This is a genomic window from Cupriavidus sp. OTU4054 (genome assembly GCF_038440175.1).
Taxonomy (GTDB): domain Bacteria; phylum Pseudomonadota; class Gammaproteobacteria; order Burkholderiales; family Burkholderiaceae; genus Cupriavidus; species Cupriavidus pauculus_D.
In genome coordinates, this window is sequence record NZ_JASATF010000003.1 from 58,836 (window position 1) to 76,822 (window position 17,987).

General features: G+C 66.7%; 11 protein-coding genes. 9 read left to right on the top strand and 2 right to left on the bottom strand.

Features of this window, described 5'->3' with window-relative positions:
• Window positions 1-17 precede the first annotated feature (17 nt).
• Both hpnD and AAHB16_RS05130 read right to left on the bottom strand, forming a co-directional pair.
• Window positions 18-869: a presqualene diphosphate synthase HpnD gene (gene hpnD, locus AAHB16_RS05125; RefSeq protein ID WP_150376702.1), complete on the bottom strand. Its 852-nt coding sequence runs from the start codon at window positions 867-869 to the stop codon at window positions 18-20.
• 192 nt (window positions 870-1,061) lie between these two features.
• A complete protein-coding gene (locus AAHB16_RS05130) occupies window positions 1,062-1,265 on the bottom strand; it encodes a cold-shock protein (RefSeq protein ID WP_011301065.1) in 204 nt (67 codons plus the stop codon).
• Between the two features lie 996 nt (window positions 1,266-2,261).
• On the opposite strand from AAHB16_RS05130, the gene AAHB16_RS05135 reads away from it, so the two are divergent.
• From AAHB16_RS05135 to AAHB16_RS05175, 9 genes are all read left to right on the top strand, one after another.
• On the top strand, window positions 2,262-5,072 hold the full coding sequence (locus tag AAHB16_RS05135) for a bifunctional glycoside hydrolase 114/ polysaccharide deacetylase family protein (protein ID WP_223851820.1): 2,811 nt from the start codon (window positions 2,262-2,264) through the stop codon (window positions 5,070-5,072).
• Window positions 5,035-9,234: a tetratricopeptide repeat protein gene (locus AAHB16_RS05140; protein WP_342050285.1), complete on the top strand. Its 4,200-nt coding sequence runs from the start codon at window positions 5,035-5,037 to the stop codon at window positions 9,232-9,234. Before AAHB16_RS05135 ends, AAHB16_RS05140 begins: the two co-directional genes overlap by 38 nt.
• A gap of 52 nt (window positions 9,235-9,286) precedes the next feature.
• A complete protein-coding gene (locus tag AAHB16_RS05145; protein ID WP_342050286.1) occupies window positions 9,287-9,838 on the top strand; it encodes a penicillin-binding protein activator LpoB in 552 nt (183 codons plus the stop codon).
• 28 nt (window positions 9,839-9,866) lie between these two features.
• On the top strand, window positions 9,867-11,300 hold the full coding sequence (locus AAHB16_RS05150; protein WP_150376708.1) for a PelD GGDEF domain-containing protein: 1,434 nt from the start codon (window positions 9,867-9,869) through the stop codon (window positions 11,298-11,300).
• Window positions 11,293-12,294: a lipopolysaccharide N-acetylglucosaminyl transferase gene (locus tag AAHB16_RS05155; protein ID WP_150376710.1), complete on the top strand. Its 1,002-nt coding sequence runs from the start codon at window positions 11,293-11,295 to the stop codon at window positions 12,292-12,294. Before AAHB16_RS05150 ends, AAHB16_RS05155 begins: the two co-directional genes overlap by 8 nt.
• Entirely contained in the window at window positions 12,291-13,880 is a 1,590-nt protein-coding gene (gene pelF, locus AAHB16_RS05160; protein WP_150376712.1) for a GT4 family glycosyltransferase PelF, read from the top strand. Before AAHB16_RS05155 ends, pelF begins: the two co-directional genes overlap by 4 nt.
• A gap of 1 nt (window position 13,881) precedes the next feature.
• Window positions 13,882-15,252, top strand: coding sequence for an exopolysaccharide Pel transporter PelG (gene pelG / locus AAHB16_RS05165; protein ID WP_150376714.1), 1,371 nt, complete (start codon window positions 13,882-13,884; stop codon window positions 15,250-15,252).
• 313 nt (window positions 15,253-15,565) lie between these two features.
• The gene (locus AAHB16_RS05170) at window positions 15,566-16,264 is read left to right on the top strand and encodes a response regulator transcription factor (RefSeq protein WP_150376716.1); all 699 of its coding nucleotides are present in this window, start codon (window positions 15,566-15,568) and stop codon (window positions 16,262-16,264) included.
• Window positions 16,257-17,963 carry an ATP-binding protein gene (locus AAHB16_RS05175; protein WP_342050287.1) on the top strand — a complete coding sequence of 569 codons (1,707 nt, stop codon included), beginning with the start codon at window positions 16,257-16,259 and terminating at the stop codon, window positions 17,961-17,963. The genes AAHB16_RS05170 and AAHB16_RS05175 overlap by 8 nt, the downstream gene beginning before the upstream one ends.
• Window positions 17,964-17,987 lie beyond the last annotated feature (24 nt).

Here is a 17,987-nt window from a genome sequence, read left to right on the forward strand (position 1 = left end):
TCGTGGCGGCGGGGCGGTCAGAAGAGCGTATGCCGCAGCAGGATCCAGACGAGCCGCGCCTTGGGCACGCGCACGCGCGCGCGCGGCGGGCGCCATCCGCGCGCCAGCAGGCGCGTCAGGATGCCGTGGTAGACGTCGAACATGATGCGCGGCGATTTCACGAGGCGCGACGGGCAGCGCGCCATGATCGCGGCCGAAGCGTCGTAATGCGTTTGCGCCTCGTGCGCCAGGGCGATGCATACGCGATCGATATTCGGATGGTCGATGACCTCGTTCGGCGTACCGCGCGGAATGCCGGCGGCCGCCAGGCCTTCCGCCGGCAGATAAAGCCGGTTGATGGCGGCGTCCTCGTCGATGTCGCGCAGGATATTCGTCAATTGCAGCGCGCGACCCAGATGGTACGACAGCTCGATGCCTGGCGCTTCCTCGAGGCCGAACACGCGCACGGCCAGACGGCCTACGGCGCTGGCCACGCGGTCGCAGTACAGATCCAGCGTCTCGGCGCGCGGTGCCTGGATATCGGCGACCACGTCCATGGTCATGCCGTCGATCACGTCGAGGAAGTCCTGCTGCTTGAGCCGGAATGCGCGAATCTGCACGTCGAGCGCGCGCAGCCGCGCGGGCGGGGTGCCCGCGTAGCAGGCGGCAAGGTCGGCGCGCCACTGCGCAAGCGCGTCGAGGCGCGCCTGCTCGGGGGCATCGCCGTCGTCGGCAATATCGTCCACCGCGCGGCAGAACGCGTAGATCTCGAACATGGCCTGCCGCTGCGAGGGCGGCAGGATGCGCAGCGCCGTATGGAACGAGCTGCCGGATGATGCGGCGGGCCCGGCAATGGGGCCGCCGGGCGAGGCGATGTCTGTACCTGCCACGGATTTCCTCGGCACGCGAATGGGATTGCCGCCAGGACGGCGCTGGATTTTGAGTCGGGCGATTATAGCAACTTCACTGTGGGGGCGCCTTTTGTGGCGAAAGTGCCATTTCCGGGGGCGATCGGCAAACAAAAAGGCCCCGCATTCGCGGGGCCCTTTCTTACGACCGAGGCCGAGATGGACAGACCGGTATCACACTGCCTGGATCTTCGTAGCCTGCTCGCCCTTCTGGCCCATGGCCTTCACGTAGCGAACCTTCTGGCCTTCCTTCAACGACTTGAAGCCTGCGCCCTCGATCGCGGAGAAGTGGGCAAACAGATCGTTGCCACCCGCGTCCGGGGTGATGAAGCCGAAGCCCTTGGCGTCGTTGAACCACTTGACAGTACCGGTTTCCATATTTCTATCCAACCTTGAATTTCAGATGAGCGTGATTGCCCGCCGCATGGTGCCGACTTGTTGCCGGCGAACACATCGACGAGCTGTTCGAAGCGGTCACAAAAGCCACAAAGAACGATGGCGAATAACGCCGGGAACGACTCGCTTGCGGGAATCATTCTGCCGGTTTTTTCCAAGGTGTCAATCAGCCAAAGCCCTCGCTCACGCAGAAAGTCGTTTACGTCTGTAAAGGACAGATATAAGGATTTTTGACTTCGAATCGGCTTTTGTCTGACATCCCGCCGATTAAATCGCTGGTAAGTATCGTTATCGTTGTCCGAACGGAGCGGGAAGTCATACAACGGTATGCCCCCAATCGCCGCGGACGCTTGCAAGATCTACCAAAAAGTTACGACAATAATTACCGATTGGGTCGCACGGCTCGGTTAGGGTTATCGGATATATGAAATTCCGACATAAGAATAGCCGGTCGATGTTGCCGAGGTTGCCAATGTTGGCAATCGGTGTTCGAAGGACTCATCCTCCTTTACTCCATCTTTCTTACTCCTTATGGACTATGGGCAGCGTTGCTGCGATGCCGCGACAATGACGCCCAACGACAAGGCCGCGAGACGATATACGCGCCACCGTGCCAATACCCGCGCCGCATGCACCTGCATGATGGGCGCTTTAGAGGAACCGGGGAACATCATGCATACCACGCAAAACCGGCGGATATCGTGCGTCCGCCGCGATCCTATTCGCCACAATTTTTGACAATCTGTTTGAAACGAATGGCCTAGCATCCTGCCTGCTTGCGCCACGACCGTTTTACGGTACCGTGTCGCCGAAGCCGGCATCAGGCTGGGTCAGCGCATCGTGAATGTCCGCAACGGGGTGGGCGTTCACAGCGAGATGCCGTAACAGAAAGAAGAAGCGGAACCGCCAGTGAAGCCAACAATCAGAACGGCCTGGGCGCGTCTGTGGTCGCGCCTTTCTTCCTGCTTTTCCCTTGCCATCGCGCTGTCCGCATTCGGGACCGGCGCAGCCGCGCAGGGTACGCTCGACATTGCATTCCACTATGGCGCCAAGCCGCCCGTGGATGCGCTACAGGCCTTCGATGCCGCGGTGGTCGAGCCGGATAGCGGGTTCGATCCGCGTACCGCCAACACGCCGCATACCGCGTGGTTCGCCTACGTGAGCGTCGGCGAGGTGCTGCCGAGCCGTGGCTATTTCAAGGACATTCCGGCTGGCTGGCTCAAGGGCAACAACGACGCCTGGCAGGCACGCGTGGTGGATCAGGCCGCCGACGGCTGGGCCGAGTTCTATGTGGAAAAGGTCATCGCGCCGTTGTGGGAGCGCGGCTACCGCGGCTTCTTCCTCGACACGCTCGATTCCTATCACCTGATCGCCAAGACCGACGCCGAGCGCGCGCGTCAGGAAGCGGGCATGGTCAAGGTGCTGCGCGCGGTCAAGGCACGCTATCCCGAAGCGAAGCTCGTGTTCAACCGCGGCTTCGAGATCCTGCCGCAGGTGCACGACCTCGCCTACGCGGTCGTGTTCGAATCGCTGTTCCGCGGCTGGGACCAGGCCGGTACGCGCTTTACCGAGGTCAGCGACAAGGACCGCGAGTGGCTGCTGAACCAGGCGCGTATCGTGCGCGAGCAGTATCGCCTGCCCGTGGTGTCCATCGACTATTGCCCGCCGTTCGACCGCAAGTGCGCGCGCGAGACGGCCCGCCGCATCTCCGCGCTCGGCATCACGCCCTATGTGACCGACCCCGGCCTGCAGACGATCGGTATCGGCCGCGTCGAGGTGATGCCGCGCCGCGTGCTCGTGGTGCAGGAGAGCGAGTCCGACGTCGTGATCGACGACACGGCCGGCGTGCGCTTCGTCTCGATGCCGCTGAACTACCTCGGCTACCGCGTGGAGTTTGCCGAGACGCGCGATCCGCTGCCGGAAATCGGACCCGACCGCTATGCGGGCGTGGTGGTCTGGCTCAACGGCAACGTGACCAAGGACCCCGGCCGCTTCTTCTCGTGGGTCGAGAAGCGCATCGCGCAAGGTGTGCCCGTGGTGTTCCTCAACGATTTCGGCGCGCAGGTGGGCGGTTCGCTCGCGCGCATGCTGAGCCTCAAGCCGGTGAAGGGCCGTGTGGCCGGCCCCGTGCAGATTGTGTCGCAGGACGCGATGATGGGCTTCGAGACGCCGGTGGCGCCGGACCGTACCGAGGCCATCTCGGTGCAGGTGCCCGACATGCCCGGTAACGCAGGCGGGCGCTCGCTGCTGCGCCTGAAGTCCGGCACGCTCACTTACGATGCCGCGGCCATCATGCCGTGGGGCGGGTATGTGATGGGCCCTTATGCGGTCCGCGAGAACACGGCCACGAACCAGGACCGCTGGGTCGTCGAGCCGCTGAAGTTCCTGACGGAAGCGCTGCGCCTGCCGCGCATGCCGGTGCCCGACACGACCACGGAGAGCGGCCGCCGCCTGCTGACCATCCATATCGACGGCGACGGCTTTGCGTCGAAGGCCGAGATTCCCGGCGGCGGCTATTCGGGCGAGGTGCTGTTCCGCGAGGTGTTCGACCGCTACAAGCTGCCGATGACCATGTCGGTGATCGAGGGCGAGGTGGGCAAGTCGGGCATGTATCCGAAGCTGTCGCCGGAACTCGAGCCGATCGCGCGCAAGATCTTCGCGCAGCCATACGTCGAGGTGGCGAGCCACACGTACTCCCATCCGTTCGAGTGGACGCGTACGGTGCAGCCGCAGCAGAGCAATGCTCGCTTTACCGAAGGCGACGACGACTATCACCTTGCGATCCCGGGCTACAGGCTGAGCCTCGACCGCGAGATCGGCGGATCGATCGACTATATCAACCGCGTGCTCGCGCCGCCGGGCAAGCCCGTGAAGATGCTGCTGTGGCCCGGCGACTGCCAGGCGCCGCCCGAGGCGCTGAAGCTGACCGAGCGTGCCGGCGTGCTGAACATGAACGGCGGCGACACGATGATCACGCGGAGCAATCCGTCGTGGACCGCGATCGCGCCGCTCGGCATCCACAAGGCCGAGAACACGTTCCAGGTGTTCGCGACGAACCAGAACGAGAATATCTACACGAACCTGTGGCATGGCCCGTTCTATGGCTTCGAGCGCGTGATCGAGACCTACGAGCTGACCGACAAGCCGTACCGGTTCAAGCCCGTGAACATCTACTACCACAGCTACTCGGGCACCAAGGCCGCGTCGCTGCGCGCGCTGCGCAAGGTCTACGACTACGTCCTCAGCCAGCCGCTGATGCCGATTCACTCGACCGACTACGTGCGCAAGGTGCTCGACTGGCAGACGATGGCGGTGGCGCGCGAACTCGGCGACGGCACGGGCGATGCGCCCGCGAACGGCGCGTGGGTCGTGCGCGGCGACGGCAACCTGCGCAATCTGCGCTGGACCGGCGAGGGCAAGCCCGACGTGGCCGGCGCGCGCGGCGTGACCGGCAGTTCGCCGGCACCGGGTGGCGGCGTGTACGTCCAGCTGTCCGGCGGCGACGCGCGCTTCAACATGGCGGCGACGCCCACGACGGTCGTGCCGGAGATCGCCGAGGCGAACGGTCTCGTGCGCGACTGGAAGCGCGAGGGCGGTGTCACGCGCTTTACATTCGGCGGCTACTTCAAGCCCTTCTTCCGGCTCGCCAACGCCGGCCAATGCAGCGTGACGATCGATGGCAAGCCCGTGACGGGCGTGCGCGACCGCAATACGCTGCGTTTCGATCTTCCCGCGGTTACCGATCCAATCAATGTCAAGCAACCCGTCGAAGTCCGTTGCGCCGGTTGAGCGCGAGCGGCTCCTGCCGCCCGCGCTCGTGCTGACCTTCACCGCGATGGTGGGGATCGGCCTCGGCCTCATGTTTCCGCGCGAGACCCTGCGCGAGCGTCTGCTCGGCCAGGGCCGCACCGTCGATGGCCTGACCGTCGCCTACCTCGAGGCATGGTCGCGCGTCGCGCCCAATGACGTGAGCTTCATGGGTGTGCTGGCGGAACAGTATGCGCGCAGCGGCCGGCTCGACGACGCCGAGAAACTCCTCGACCGCATGCAGTCCGTGCAGGGCATCGACGCCTCGGGCCCGATCCTGCGCACGCGCATCGACATTACGCTGCAGCGCGCCTACGCGGCACAGCCGGACACGCCCGAGCGCGCCGAGCACATGGCGCACATGAAGTCGCTGCTCGAGACCGCGACCGGGGACCGCATGCTGGCGCGGTGGTCGCTGGCGGAGCTGCAGGGACTGGCCACGCAGGCCAGCCAGGCCGGCATGACCGATTCGGCTGGCAAGCTGTATCGGGCGCTGGCCACACGCGATCCCGCGCATGCGGACTTCTACAACAAGCAACTGGCGGGCATTGCGCTCGGCAGCGGCGATTATCGCGAGTCCGCGCGCGCGCTGTTCGACGCGCAGGCCCGCGCAGCCAATCCGGACGAGCAGCGCAAGCTGTTCCTGCAGGCGCTGCAGACGCTGCAGTCGGGCAATCTTCTGGAAGAAGCGCTGATCGAGGCGGACCGCCGTGGCGGCAAGCTGCTCGGCGATCCGGATGTGCTCCGCTACCTGACCAAGCTCGCGCTCGCGGCGAACCGTCCCGATGTGGCGGCACGCTATGTGGAGCGGCTGCTCAAGCTGTCTTCGCTCGGAACGGGCCAGCATCTGGCCGACGGCACCGTGCTCGGGCCCGTGGCCGCGCCGGTGGCCGACGCCCATGTCGTAGGTTCGCACGTCGTGCCGATGGCGGCGGCCGTGCGTCGCGTCTCCGACGCCGAGCCGTGGCTTGCGCGCAATTTCGTCTACCTCGATGGGCCGCGCGGCGTTGCGCGCCGCGAGGCGATGGGCGAGGACTTCGGTATCCGCAAGGTGGCCGACGAGCGTCCGGCGCAGGCCCCCGCCGCGCAAGCTCCCTCGCAAGCGCAGGCCCAGGCGCAGGCCAAGGCCGATGTGGCGACAGCCACCGCCGAAGGCAAGCCGTTCAATCCCGACGACTATGAACTCGCGTACCGCGTGTTCCTCGCCGCCGGCAATCTCGACCAGGCCATGCGCGTCGCCCAGACCGCGGTGCAGAAGCTGCCGGGCCAGATGGTATGGCGCGAACGGCTGGCGCAGGTCGCGGAATGGAACCGCCAGCCGACGATCGCATTGCAGAACTGGCTCGAGTACGCACTGGCGACCAACGAGGAACGCGCGTGGAACAACGTGTTGCGCCTCGCGCCCGGTCTGTCCGACGATCGCGCCTACCTGGCGGCGCTGCGTCACCGCGCGACGCGCGGCGATCTCAAGACTGTCGACGAAGTGGTGGCCGCGTACGAGCGCCTGGGCGAGCCCGAGGCCGCGATGGCCTTCCTCGACAGCCTGAGCAACGGCCCCCATGCGCGCGAGGTGATGGAGCGCAATGCCGAACTGGCCGAGCGCGCCGGGCAGGACGACCGTGCGTTCGCGCTCTACGGTCAGCTCGAACGCCGCTTTGGCGCCAGTCCGCAGTACGCGGTCAAGCGCGCGAACATGCTGTACGTCAAGGGCCGCCTCTCGCAGGCCATGGACGCGATGCTGCCGGCGCGCGCAAAGGCGGGCCCGAAGGACACGTTGTACTGGCGCACGTTCACGGAGCTCGCCAAGCTGACGCAGCGCGACGAACTGCTGCGCGATGCCTATCGACAGATGCTGATCTCGGTGGGACAGCCGCAGGACGCCGAGTGCATGAAGATGCCGGCCGGCGCCGCGCGCAACGACTGCCTGTCCGAGGTACGTGACACCGAGGAGGCCGACTTCTCGAACCTGATCGCGTATTACGACAAGACGCCGATCGATGCGGGGCGGATCGCGGAGGCGGGCTGGAACAAGCATCACAAGATGTCGCAGCTCGAACTCGCGGTCTACTACTACACGCGCGCTCATGCATGGATTCGCCTGGAGCGCCTGCTCTCGGGCCTGACGCCCGAAGAGCGCCGCGAGGCCAATCAGTCCGCGCGCTTCGTGATGCGCCGCGCCGAGTACTACCGGGCCACGGGCCAGCGCGACAAGTCGCTCGCCGACCTGCGCCACGCGGTGAGCCTGCCCGACGCGGACAGCGAGACGTATGCGGGCCTGCTGTGGGCGCTCGTCGATATGGGCACCGACGACGAAGTGCGCGCCGTGATGGCGCGCCTGCGTAACGAGGCCGAGGACGATCCGAGCCTGTGGGGCGCGTATGCGGCCGGCTCGATGCGTTTCCAGGATGGCCGCACCGCGCTGCATTACCTGCGCAAGATGGCCGTCGGCAAGTCGGCCGATCCGCTGTGGCTGGGCCTGGCCGCCGATGCCTACGAGGCCATCGGCCAGGACGACATGGCGTGGCGTATTCGCCGTCAGGCGTGGATCGACCTCCATCACAACTGGGCGCAGGGCGGTCTGAAGGGCGCGGAAGCGGCCGACGACGAAGACGACGACAACGAAGAGAACGAGCAGGGCCTGCCGTCGCGCAACGAACTGCAGCGGCAGATGGTGTCGCTGGGCCAGACGTTCGCGTCCGGCGATGTGTCCCGGACGCTCGTCATCGAGATGCTGCGCCGCGACCGCGCGATCGTGGCCGCACGCAATGCCTCGCCCAGCGACCCGAAGTCGCCCTCGCTGCTCGGCGACATTCCGGGGCTGCCGAAGCTCGAGGTCAAGCTGCCGACGGCGCTGACCGAGCGCGAACGCCGCCGCCAGAATGCGATTTCGGCCGAAAGCCGCGAGGTGGCCCTGGCGTGGGCGATGTCGTCGGAGTCGAACGAACTCGCGCGCGCGTGGCTCGCGCGGCAATACGTGCAGCGCTTCCAGCGTCCGGCGTATGCCGAGATCTCGATCGCGCTGGACAACAACGACCTGAATGCGCTGGACCGTATTCTGGAGCGCCAGGTCGGCCGTGTGCCGGTCGCGAGCCGGATCGAGGCCAACCGCGCGCTGGATCGCCTCGGTGCCGCGCAGACGCTCGCGTTCAACGCGCAGGATCTGGCGCGCACGGACGATGTGCTGCAGGACACGCTGCAGGATGCGCTGCTGTTCGACGCGCAGGCCATCGAGCCGCGCGTGACGTTCATGCACCAGAAGCCGCTGGAATACTTCGAGTACAGCCTGTCCGGCGGCGCGCGCCTGTGGGGCGGATACGCGCTGAACCTGCGCGGAACCTGGCGCGACCAGCGCTCGACGGATCCGACGCAGCTGGTCAACGTGCCCTCGCAGGACCGCCGCGCCGAACTCGCGCTGAACTATCGCGACTCGCAGAAGCGTTACCTGATCGGCGTGGGTCGCCGCGATGGTCTCGACAACATGACCACCGCGCGCTTCCTCGGCGACTGGAACCAGGATGGCCGGCTGACGTTCACGACGCTGGCCGGCTACAACCAGCAGGCCGACGAATCGCCTTACCTGCGCGTGGGCGGTGCCAAGGATACGTTCAGCCTCGGCGCCCAGTATCGCCTGAGCCTGCGGGAGTTCATCGGCGGGCGCGTCCAGTACGATCATTTCTACGGTCAGGACCGTACCGTGCTCGGCCACGGCATGGTGTACGACATCGAGGCCGGCTATCGCATCCGGACCTCGTATCCCGATTACACGGTGCGCCTCGTCGGCACGCACGCGAACTACAGCGCCAACGGCAATACGCTGTCGCCGCGGCTGCAGCGTCTGGTGCCGGCCGATGACGACGAGACCACGTCGTCGTTCTTCATGCCGCGCGGCTTCACGCAGGCAGGCGTGGTGTTCGACTTCGGCACCGAGCTGATCGACGACTACACCAAGAAATTCCGTCCGTTCGCGGAAGTGGGCCTGTTGCGCGACACGCGCGCGGGCCAGAACTTCCGCGCGCGCCTCGGCATTGCCGGCAGGGTGTTCGGTAACGACCACCTGTCGGTGTACTGGTCGCATGAAACCGCCGCCCGCAATGGCGGCACGCCGCTGACCGAAGTTGGCCTGCGCTACCGCTGGCTCTATTGAGCTGGCTATATTGATCACGATGAACGCTTTCAGCAGAAACAGGGAGATTGAGATGAACAAGCGGATGACGACTCGCATGGGACGCCTGGTGGCGTGGTGCGGCGCGCTCGGCGCGGCGCTGTGGCTGGGCGGCTGCGCGGTGACGGATGTGGGCCGCGCGCCCGCGATCGCGCGCGGCGATACGGTGGCGATGCTGCCGATCGTGAACTACACGGAAACGCCGCAGGCCGGCCTGCGCGCGGAAGCGATCACCGAGTCGCTGCTCAAGACCAACGGTATCGCCAGCGTCAAGCGCTACCCGGCCAGCCTGAACCCGGAAACGCTGTTCGAGCCGGCGGAGCGCGAGTCGGTGGGCAAGGCCCTCGAGTGGGCACGCGGCGAGCGCGCGCGCTACGCGCTGACCGGCGCCGTGCAGGAATGGCGCTACAAGGTTGGCGTGGATGGCGAGCCGGCCGTCGGCATCTCGCTGCAGCTGATCGACGTGTCGAGCGGCGACGTGGTCTGGTCGGCCACCGGCAGCGACAGCGGCTGGAGCCGCGAATCGCTGTCCGGCACCGCGCAGAAGCTGCTGCGCCGCCTGCTGGCGCCGCTGACGCAGGGTTGATTCCGAATTGATTGCGAAGGGGACAAACGTGGCCAATTCCACGGCAAAGACCCGGCAGGGGCAGGGCATCGGGCTCGGCGGGCGCTATGCGCGCGTGCTGGCGCCCGCGGTGAGCGGCCGCGCCGCGGTGGTGGAACTCATCGTCATCATGGTGGTGGCGATGGCGATTACCTACGCGATGCTGCCGCAGAACCCGCTGCTGCTCGGCATGGGGTTCCCGTGGGCCTGGCTGCTGCCGCTGATTCTCGCGCTGCGCTACGGCACGCTGATCGGCGTGGGCGCCGTGCTGATGCTGCTCGGCGGCTGGTTCTTCTTCGACAACCTGCATGCGGGTACCGACCAGTTTCCGCGGCTGTTCTTCCTGGGCGGCCTGCTGATGGTGCTCGTGGCGGGACAGTTCGGCGATATCTGGGGCACGCGACTGGCCCGCGCACGCGCGGTCAATCGCTACCTCGATGAACGCCTCGCCGCGCTGACCAAGAACCACTATCTGCTGCGCATCTCGCATGCGCGGCTCGAGAACGATCTGCTGGCTCGCCCGACCACGCTGCGCGATACGCTGTCGCAGCTGCGCGCGGTGGCGCTGGAAGACATCGCGAAGTCGCACGGCTCGCGCGGCGCGCTCATGGGCGCGCAGCCGATGTTGCAGGTGGTGGCGCAGGCGTGCCAGGTCGAAGCGGCCGCGTTGTATGCGGTCGACGGCGAAACGGTGGCGACGCGCGCCTCGGCGAGCATCGGACCGACGTTCGATCTCGATATCGACGATCCGCTCGTGCGGCATTGCATCGACACGCGTTCGCTCGCGCATTTGCGTTCCACGGGTCTGCAGCAGGACGCGCAGACGCGTTACGTCGCCGTGGCGCCCGTGCTGGCCGGCTCGGACCATCTGATCGGCGTGCTCGTGGTCGAGCGCATGCCGTTCCTGTCGCTGACGTACGAAAACCTGCAGCTGCTGATGGTGCTGATGGGCTACTACGCCGACGGCGTCGAACACGCGCCGGCCACGCACAGCATCCAGACGCTGCTGCCCGCCTGTCCGTATCCGTTCGCGCTCGACTATGCGCGCCTCTCGCGCCTGCGTCGCGAGACCGGTATCGAGAGCTCGGTGGTCGCGCTCGTGTTCGACCTGGACGAAGCGCGCGATGCGCTGTTCGAGCAGGTCGTGCGGAGCCGCCGCGCGCTCGACGTGGCATGGCCCGTGCGCAGCCCGAGCCATCGCGCGATGCTGACGCTGATGCCGCTGTCGGACAGCGCGGCCGTGTCGGCCTACCTCGTGCGGATCGAGGACATGCTCCGCGCGCAGTTCGGCGTGGACTTCGCGACCTCGCATATCGCGGTGCATAGCCTTTCCGTGCCGGCCGCGGGTGCCGAGGATGCCCTCGTCCGCCTGCTCCAGCGCTGCCAGCTCGGCGACGGCGCGCTGACGCCCGCGAGCATCGAAACAGGCCAGGCCAATGTTTAAGTTCGCCATCGGCGGCACCGCCGCCCAGATCGCCGCGCTAGCGCTGCTGTTCCGGGGCGTGCTGGGCGGCACGCAGACCGACACCGGTCTGCTGCTGTCGTTCCTCGGCCTGCAGGCCATCGCGGCGCTGCTGCTCGGCTTCGCGCTGTACCTGCTGCTGCCGCGCCGGTTTCGCGTGCCGTTCGGCTGGACGTATGCGTACCTCACGCTGTTCAGCTTCTTCATTCCGCTGGGTGGCACGCTCATCTGCCTGGGCAGCCTGCTGTTCGCCAAGCTGTTTCCCGGCAAGTACGATGCCACGGGCATCGCATCGGTGACGCTGCCCGAGTTCGTGACGCATCTGATCCAGCGCGTCACGCACGGCGGCGGGGCGCGGTTGCGCGCGCAGCTCGGCAACACGCGCGCGCCGCTGCCTGAGCGCATGACCGCGCTCGTGGCGATGCAGTCGATGCCCGCGCGTACCTCGAGCCCGGTCTTGCGCGAACTGCTGGCCGACAGCACCGACGATATCCGCCTGCTGGCCTACGGCATGCTCGATGGCGCCGAGAAGCAGCTGACGCAGCAGATCCTTGCCGAGCTGCCGCGCCTCGAGAGCGCGGAGAGCCCGCAGGCCCGCGGCGAAATCAACAAGCGTCTGGCCGACCTGTACTGGGAACTGATCTACCAGAACCTCGTGCAGGGCGACGTGTACCGGTACACGGCGAGCCAGGTCGAGCGCTACGCCAGCGCGGCGCTCGAAACGCAGCCCGACAACGCTTCGCTGTGGTACATGCGCGGCCGCCTGGCGCTTACGCGCAATGCGCCGGCCGAGTCGCGCGAATGGCTGGAGCGTGCCGAGTCGCTCGGCTTTCCGCGCGACCGCGTGCTGCCGCTGCTGGCGGAAGCCGCCTATCTCGAACGCGATTACGCCGCCGTCCGCAAGCTGATGACGGCATTCGACAGTCCTTCGCCGCTCCCGCTGGTGCGGCCCCTGCTGCGGTACTGGCAATCATGAGCGAGATTCTGGTCAAGGGCGATTCCGCCGACGTCATGCTGCTGCTCGAGGGGACGTTCCCCTATGTGAGCGGTGGCGTGTCGAGCTGGGTCAATCAGATGATCCGGGCGTTTCCGGATATCCGCTTCGGCATCGTCTTCATCGGCAGCCGGCGCGAGGACTATGGCGACATGGCCTACACGTTGCCCGACAACGTGGTCCATCTGGAGACGCACTTCCTGTACGACTTTCCGCCGCCGCCGCTGGTCCATGGCAGCGCCGGCGATGCCAAGGCATTCGCACGTTCGGACGAGCTGCACGAGATGCTGCGCGAGCCCGGCAACGAGGCGCGCGCGGGCGAGCTGATCCGCGAACTGATGCCCGCGCTGCGCGAGGGCGGGGCGCTGTCCGAGGACGCGTTCCTCTACAGCAAGCGCGCGTGGCAGACGATCACCGATCAGTACCGCCGTTTCTGCACGGACCCGTCGTTCACCGACTATTTCTGGACCATCCGCATCATGCACAAGCCGCTGTGGCAGCTCGTGCGGATCGCGGACAACCTGATTCCGGCCAAGGTCTATCACACGGTGTCCACGGGCTACGCGGGATTCCTCGGCGCGATGCTGCGTTACCGCAATGCGCGGCCGCTGCTCGTCTCGGAACACGGCATCTACACGAAGGAACGCAAGATCGATCTGTTCCAGAGCCAGTGGATCCGCGACAACCGCAACGTGTTCGAGCGCGATATCTCCCAGATCAGCTACTTCCGCGAGCTGTGGGTGCGCTTCTTCGAGACGCTGGGACGGGTCTGCTACGACGCGGGCGACGAGATCGTCGCGCTGTACGAGGGCAATCGCCGCCGACAGATCCAGGACGGCGCGCGCGCCGAGCGCACGCGCAATATCCCCAACGGCATCAACCTGCCGCGGCTGGCGGCGCTGCGCGAGAAGCGCGCGCCCGGCGTGCCGCCGGTGCTCTGCCTGATCGGCCGTGTGGTGCCGATCAAGGACATCAAGACGTTCATTCGCGCGATGCTGACGGTGGTGCGCGAGTATCCGGAAGCGGAAGGCTGGATTGCCGGCCCGGAGGATGAAGATCCGGAATACGCGCGCGAATGCCGCAGCCTGGCCGAGTCGCTCGGCCTTGGGGACAAGGTGAAGTTCCTCGGCTTCCAGCGCATCGACGAACTGCTGCCCAAGGTCGGCGTGATGGTGCTGAGCTCGATCTCCGAGGCGCTGCCACTGGTCGTGCTCGAAGGCTTTGCCGCGGGCGTGCCGTGCGTGACGACCGACGTGGGCTCGTGCCGCGAGCTGATCTTTGGGCTTCCCGGCGAGGATGCCGATCTCGGCGCCGCCGGCGGCGTCGTGCGTATTGCCGATCCGGCCGCGCTGGCGGAAGCGTCGCTCGCGCTGCTGGCCAACCCGACGCGCTGGCAGGACGCGCAACGGGCGGGCATCGCGCGCGTGGAGCGCTACTACACGCAGGAACGGATGGTCGGCAGCTATCGCGAGCTCTACAGCACGCTGATGGACAAGCCGGACCACGGCAAAGACAGCCCGGGCGGTAGCGGCAATCCCGCCCGCTGCCCGGTGCACGGAGGACACTGACATGGCCGGCATCGGTTTCGAGTTGCGCAAGATGCTGCGTCGGGACAGCCTGACGGGCATGCTGAGCGCCTATGCCTACGCGGGCGTCATCAGTTCCGGCCCCTGGGTGCTGTCGATCGTCGGCATTCTGCTGATCGGTCTGCTGTCCATCGGCTTCGTCGTGCCGGGGCTGCTGATCACGCAGTTCCAGGTGTCCGTGACGTACCTGATAGCGGTGAGCCTGATCCTGACCGGGCCCATGCAGCTGTCGTTCACGCGGTTCACGTCGGACCGGCTGTTCGAGCGCAAGGACCACCTCGTGCTGTCGAACTTCCACGCGGTGGCGCTGCTGGTGACGGTACTGTCCGGCGCGATCGGCGTGGGCTGCGCGGTGTTCTTCTTCACCGAGCAATCGGTGCTGTACCGGCTGCTGATGGTGGCGGGCTTCGTGATCATGAGCAACATCTGGATCGCGGTCATCTTCCTGTCCGGCATGAAGCAGTACAAGGCGATCGTGTGGACGTTCCTGATCGGCTACGCGATCACCGTACTCGCGGCGCTTGCGCTGCGCGGCCGCGGGCTCGAGGGCCTGCTCGGCGGCTTCGTCATCGGCCAGCTGTGCCTGCTGGTGGGCATGATCACGCTGATCTACCGCAACTACACGAGCCAGCGGTTCATGTCGTTCGAGGTATTCCAGCGCAAGAACCTGTATCCGAGCCTCGTGATCATCGGCCTGCTGTACAACCTCGGCATCTGGCTGGACAAGTTCATGTTCTGGTACGCGCCGTCCACGGGCCAGCAGGTCGTCGGTCCGCTTCACGCGTCCATCATCTACGACATTCCGGTCTTCCTGGCCTACCTGGCCATCATTCCGGGCATGGCCGTATTCCTCGTGCGGATCGAGACCGATTTCGTCGAGTACTACGATGCGTTCTACAACGCGGTGCGCGGCGGCAGTTCGCTCGAGCATATCGAGGACATGCGCAACACGATGGTCCAGACCATCCGCCTTGGGCTGTACGAGATCGTCAAGGTGCAGGCCATCGCGGCGCTGGTGCTGTTCGTGATCGGGCGCTGGGTCCTGTCCGTGCTGGGCATCTCCGAACTCTACCTGCCACTGCTGTACGTGGACGTGATCGGCGCGAGCCTGCAGGTGGTGCTGCTGGGCGTGCTGAACATCTACTTCTATCTGGACCGCCGGCGCGAGGTGCTGCTGCTGACCGGTACGTTCGTGGTGCTCAACTTCGTCCTGACGCGGCTGACGCTCGAACTGGGTCCGGCCTGGTACGGTTACGGCTTCGCGGTGTCGCTGCTGCTGGTCGTGGCGCTGGCGCTGTACCTTCTGGATCGCAAGCTCGACCGCCTCGAGTACGAAACCTACATGCTGCAGTAACAATGGTGTGCCCGGGCGCCGCCCCCTTGCGCCCCCCCGCCAGCCCCAACGCCCGCGCCAGCCGCGGGCGTTTGCTTTTCGGCATGGGAATTGCTGCACGGCGTTTTGCGGGCCCGGCTCGCGCGCCACCTTTCGAATGGCTTACACCGTGCCGCGCCGGGCGCGGTTCCGGCGCGGTTGTGCAACAGAACGCCGCCGAATGTCCGCTTGGCCGCGCCCCAGGGTCGACTTGCGGTGCCGCGATTAGGTAACATGAGCTTCATGACTTGGCCGTGCCCGCCAGAGAGAGGCAGCAGTAACGCAAAGGGATGTCATGAGAATCGCGTCAGTCGAGGACGACGAGAGTCAGGCCGAGCAGATCCGTACGCTTCTCGATGAGGCGGGCTTCACGTGCACGAGCTTCGCGACGGGGTCCGCTTTCCTGCGGGCGCTGCGCGACCAGGTGTTCGACCTGCTGGTCATCGACTGGCAACTGCCCGATATGAGCGGCTACGAGGTCGTGAGCTGGGTGCGGCAGCAGTCGGGCCGCCTGCCGCCCGTGCTGTTCGTCACGAGCCGCGCCGAAGAGAGCGACATCGTCGCGGGGCTCGCGGTCGGCGCCGACGACTATATGGCCAAGCCGATCCGCCCCGGGGAACTGGTCGCGCGCGTGCGCGCGCTGTTGCGCCGCGCCTATCCGGACGCGCAGCAGGAGCAACTGATCCGCCAGGGCGTGTACGTGCTGGATGCGCGGGCGCGCGCCATCACGCTGGCGGGCGAAGCCATCGAGCTGTCGCCACGCGAATTCGATCTCGCCCTGTTCCTGTTCCGCAATATCGGCAGGCTGCTGTCGCGCGATGTCGTGGAGCAGGCCGTGTGGGGCCGCACGATGGATGCCGGCTCGCGCACGCTGGACACGCATATCTCGCGCCTGCGCATCAAGCTCGCGCTGCGCCCGGACAACGGGGTGCGGCTGACTTCCGTCTATTCGCACGGCTATCGGTTCGAGGAGGCGGGGAGCGCCGATGCTTGACCCGGCGCGATTCCGGCAGCGCACGTTGCTCGAATGGGGGCTGCTGGTTGCCGTCGTCACGCTGGCCATGGGCGCGTCGGTGCACTTCAACTGGAGTGCGCGCGTGGACCTCGCGATCATGGATGTCGCGGTGGTGCCGCGCCTGCATGCCGCCGAGGAGGACGGCGGCATCGATGCCGTCGGCACGTTGTGGTTCTGGTGCGGCACGCTCGTACCCGTATGGCTCGCGGCATTCGCGGCATTGCGGCTCACGCCGCGCGGCGCGCTGATCTCCACCATGCTGCTGATGGCCGCGCTGGTCGGCGCGAGCGTGGCCGGTGTCGCGCTCGCCGACGTCTGGTTCGCACCCGCCACGGGCTTGTTCGGATGTCTGTTGTTCTATCCGCTCTGGAGCTGGCGCCGTCAGGAAGCCGCGTTGCGTTTCCTCAGCGCCGAAGTCGAGCGCCTCTCCCGCGAGCCCGGCCTGCATCCCGTCCGCCAGTCGCATGACCGCACGCTCGATGGCAGCATGCAGGCGGTGTATGGGATGACCGCGCAGCTGCGCGACATGCGGCGCTTTCTCGCCGATGGCCTGGAAAGCCTGCCCGAGGCCACCGTGATCTGCGATGCCGATGGCGTCATCCTCGTCGCCAACCGGCGCGCGGTGGCCCTCGTGCCAGCCGTGCTGTCGGGCATCAACGCGCGCGATGCGCGCGAGTCTGTCGATGGGCTCGATCCGCCGGCGCTGCCCGATGTCATCGAGTCGCTGTTCCCGGTACCGGGACCGGGGCTCGCGTACTGGGACGCGTTGTGTGCGACGCTCGAGGACCATGCGCCGGTGGTGTCGTCCGCCGATTCGCAGGGCGTGGAGCTGGCCACCGAGAGCGATCGCCGTTACCTGTTGCATGGCGCCGCGCTGCACGGCGAGACCGGACGACCCGCGGGGGCCATCGTCAGCTTTATCGACATCACCGCGGTGCGCCGTGCCGAGCGGCAGCGCGAACAGACCATGCACTTCCTGTCGCACGACATGCGTTCGCCGCAGGCGTCGATCCTCGCACTCCTCGATTTGCAGTCGCGACCCGATCGCGCATTGCCGCAGGCCGTGCTGCTCGCGCGCATCGGCGAACTCGCGCATCGCACGCTTGCACTGGCCGACGATTTCATCCGCCTTGCGCAGGCCGAATCGCAGACGCTGTCCTTCACGCCCGCCGATCTGCAGGGGCTGATCCTCGATGCCACGGACGAACTATGGGCGCTGGCGAAGGCGCGTGGCATCGAGCTGCGTCTCGACCTCGAACCCGATTGCCCGCCGTTGCGCGTCGTGCCGGCATCGCTCGTCCGCGCGATTGCCAACCTCGTCAGCAACGCGATCAAGTTCAGTCCGGCAGGACATCCGGTGACCGTGCGCCTGCGCCGCGGGCGCGGACATGTCGCCGTCGAGGTCGTCGACGAGGGACCGGGCATCGCGCGCGCCGATCAGGCGCGGCTGTTCCGGCCGTTCAGCCGCGTGCACGATGCCGCCGGCACCGAGGGTCCCGCGGGCAGCGGTCTTGGCCTGGTGTTCGTGAAGACCGTGGCCGAGCGTCACGGCGGCCGCGTGACCGTGCAGAGCGATGTGGGCCGCGGCGCGACGTTCGCCATTCTGCTGCCGGTTCGTGGCGAACCGACGCCCGAAGACGCGCATCCGGTGGGCGGCCGCACCGACACGGTGAGCTGACGCGCGGGACTTTCAACGCGCGAG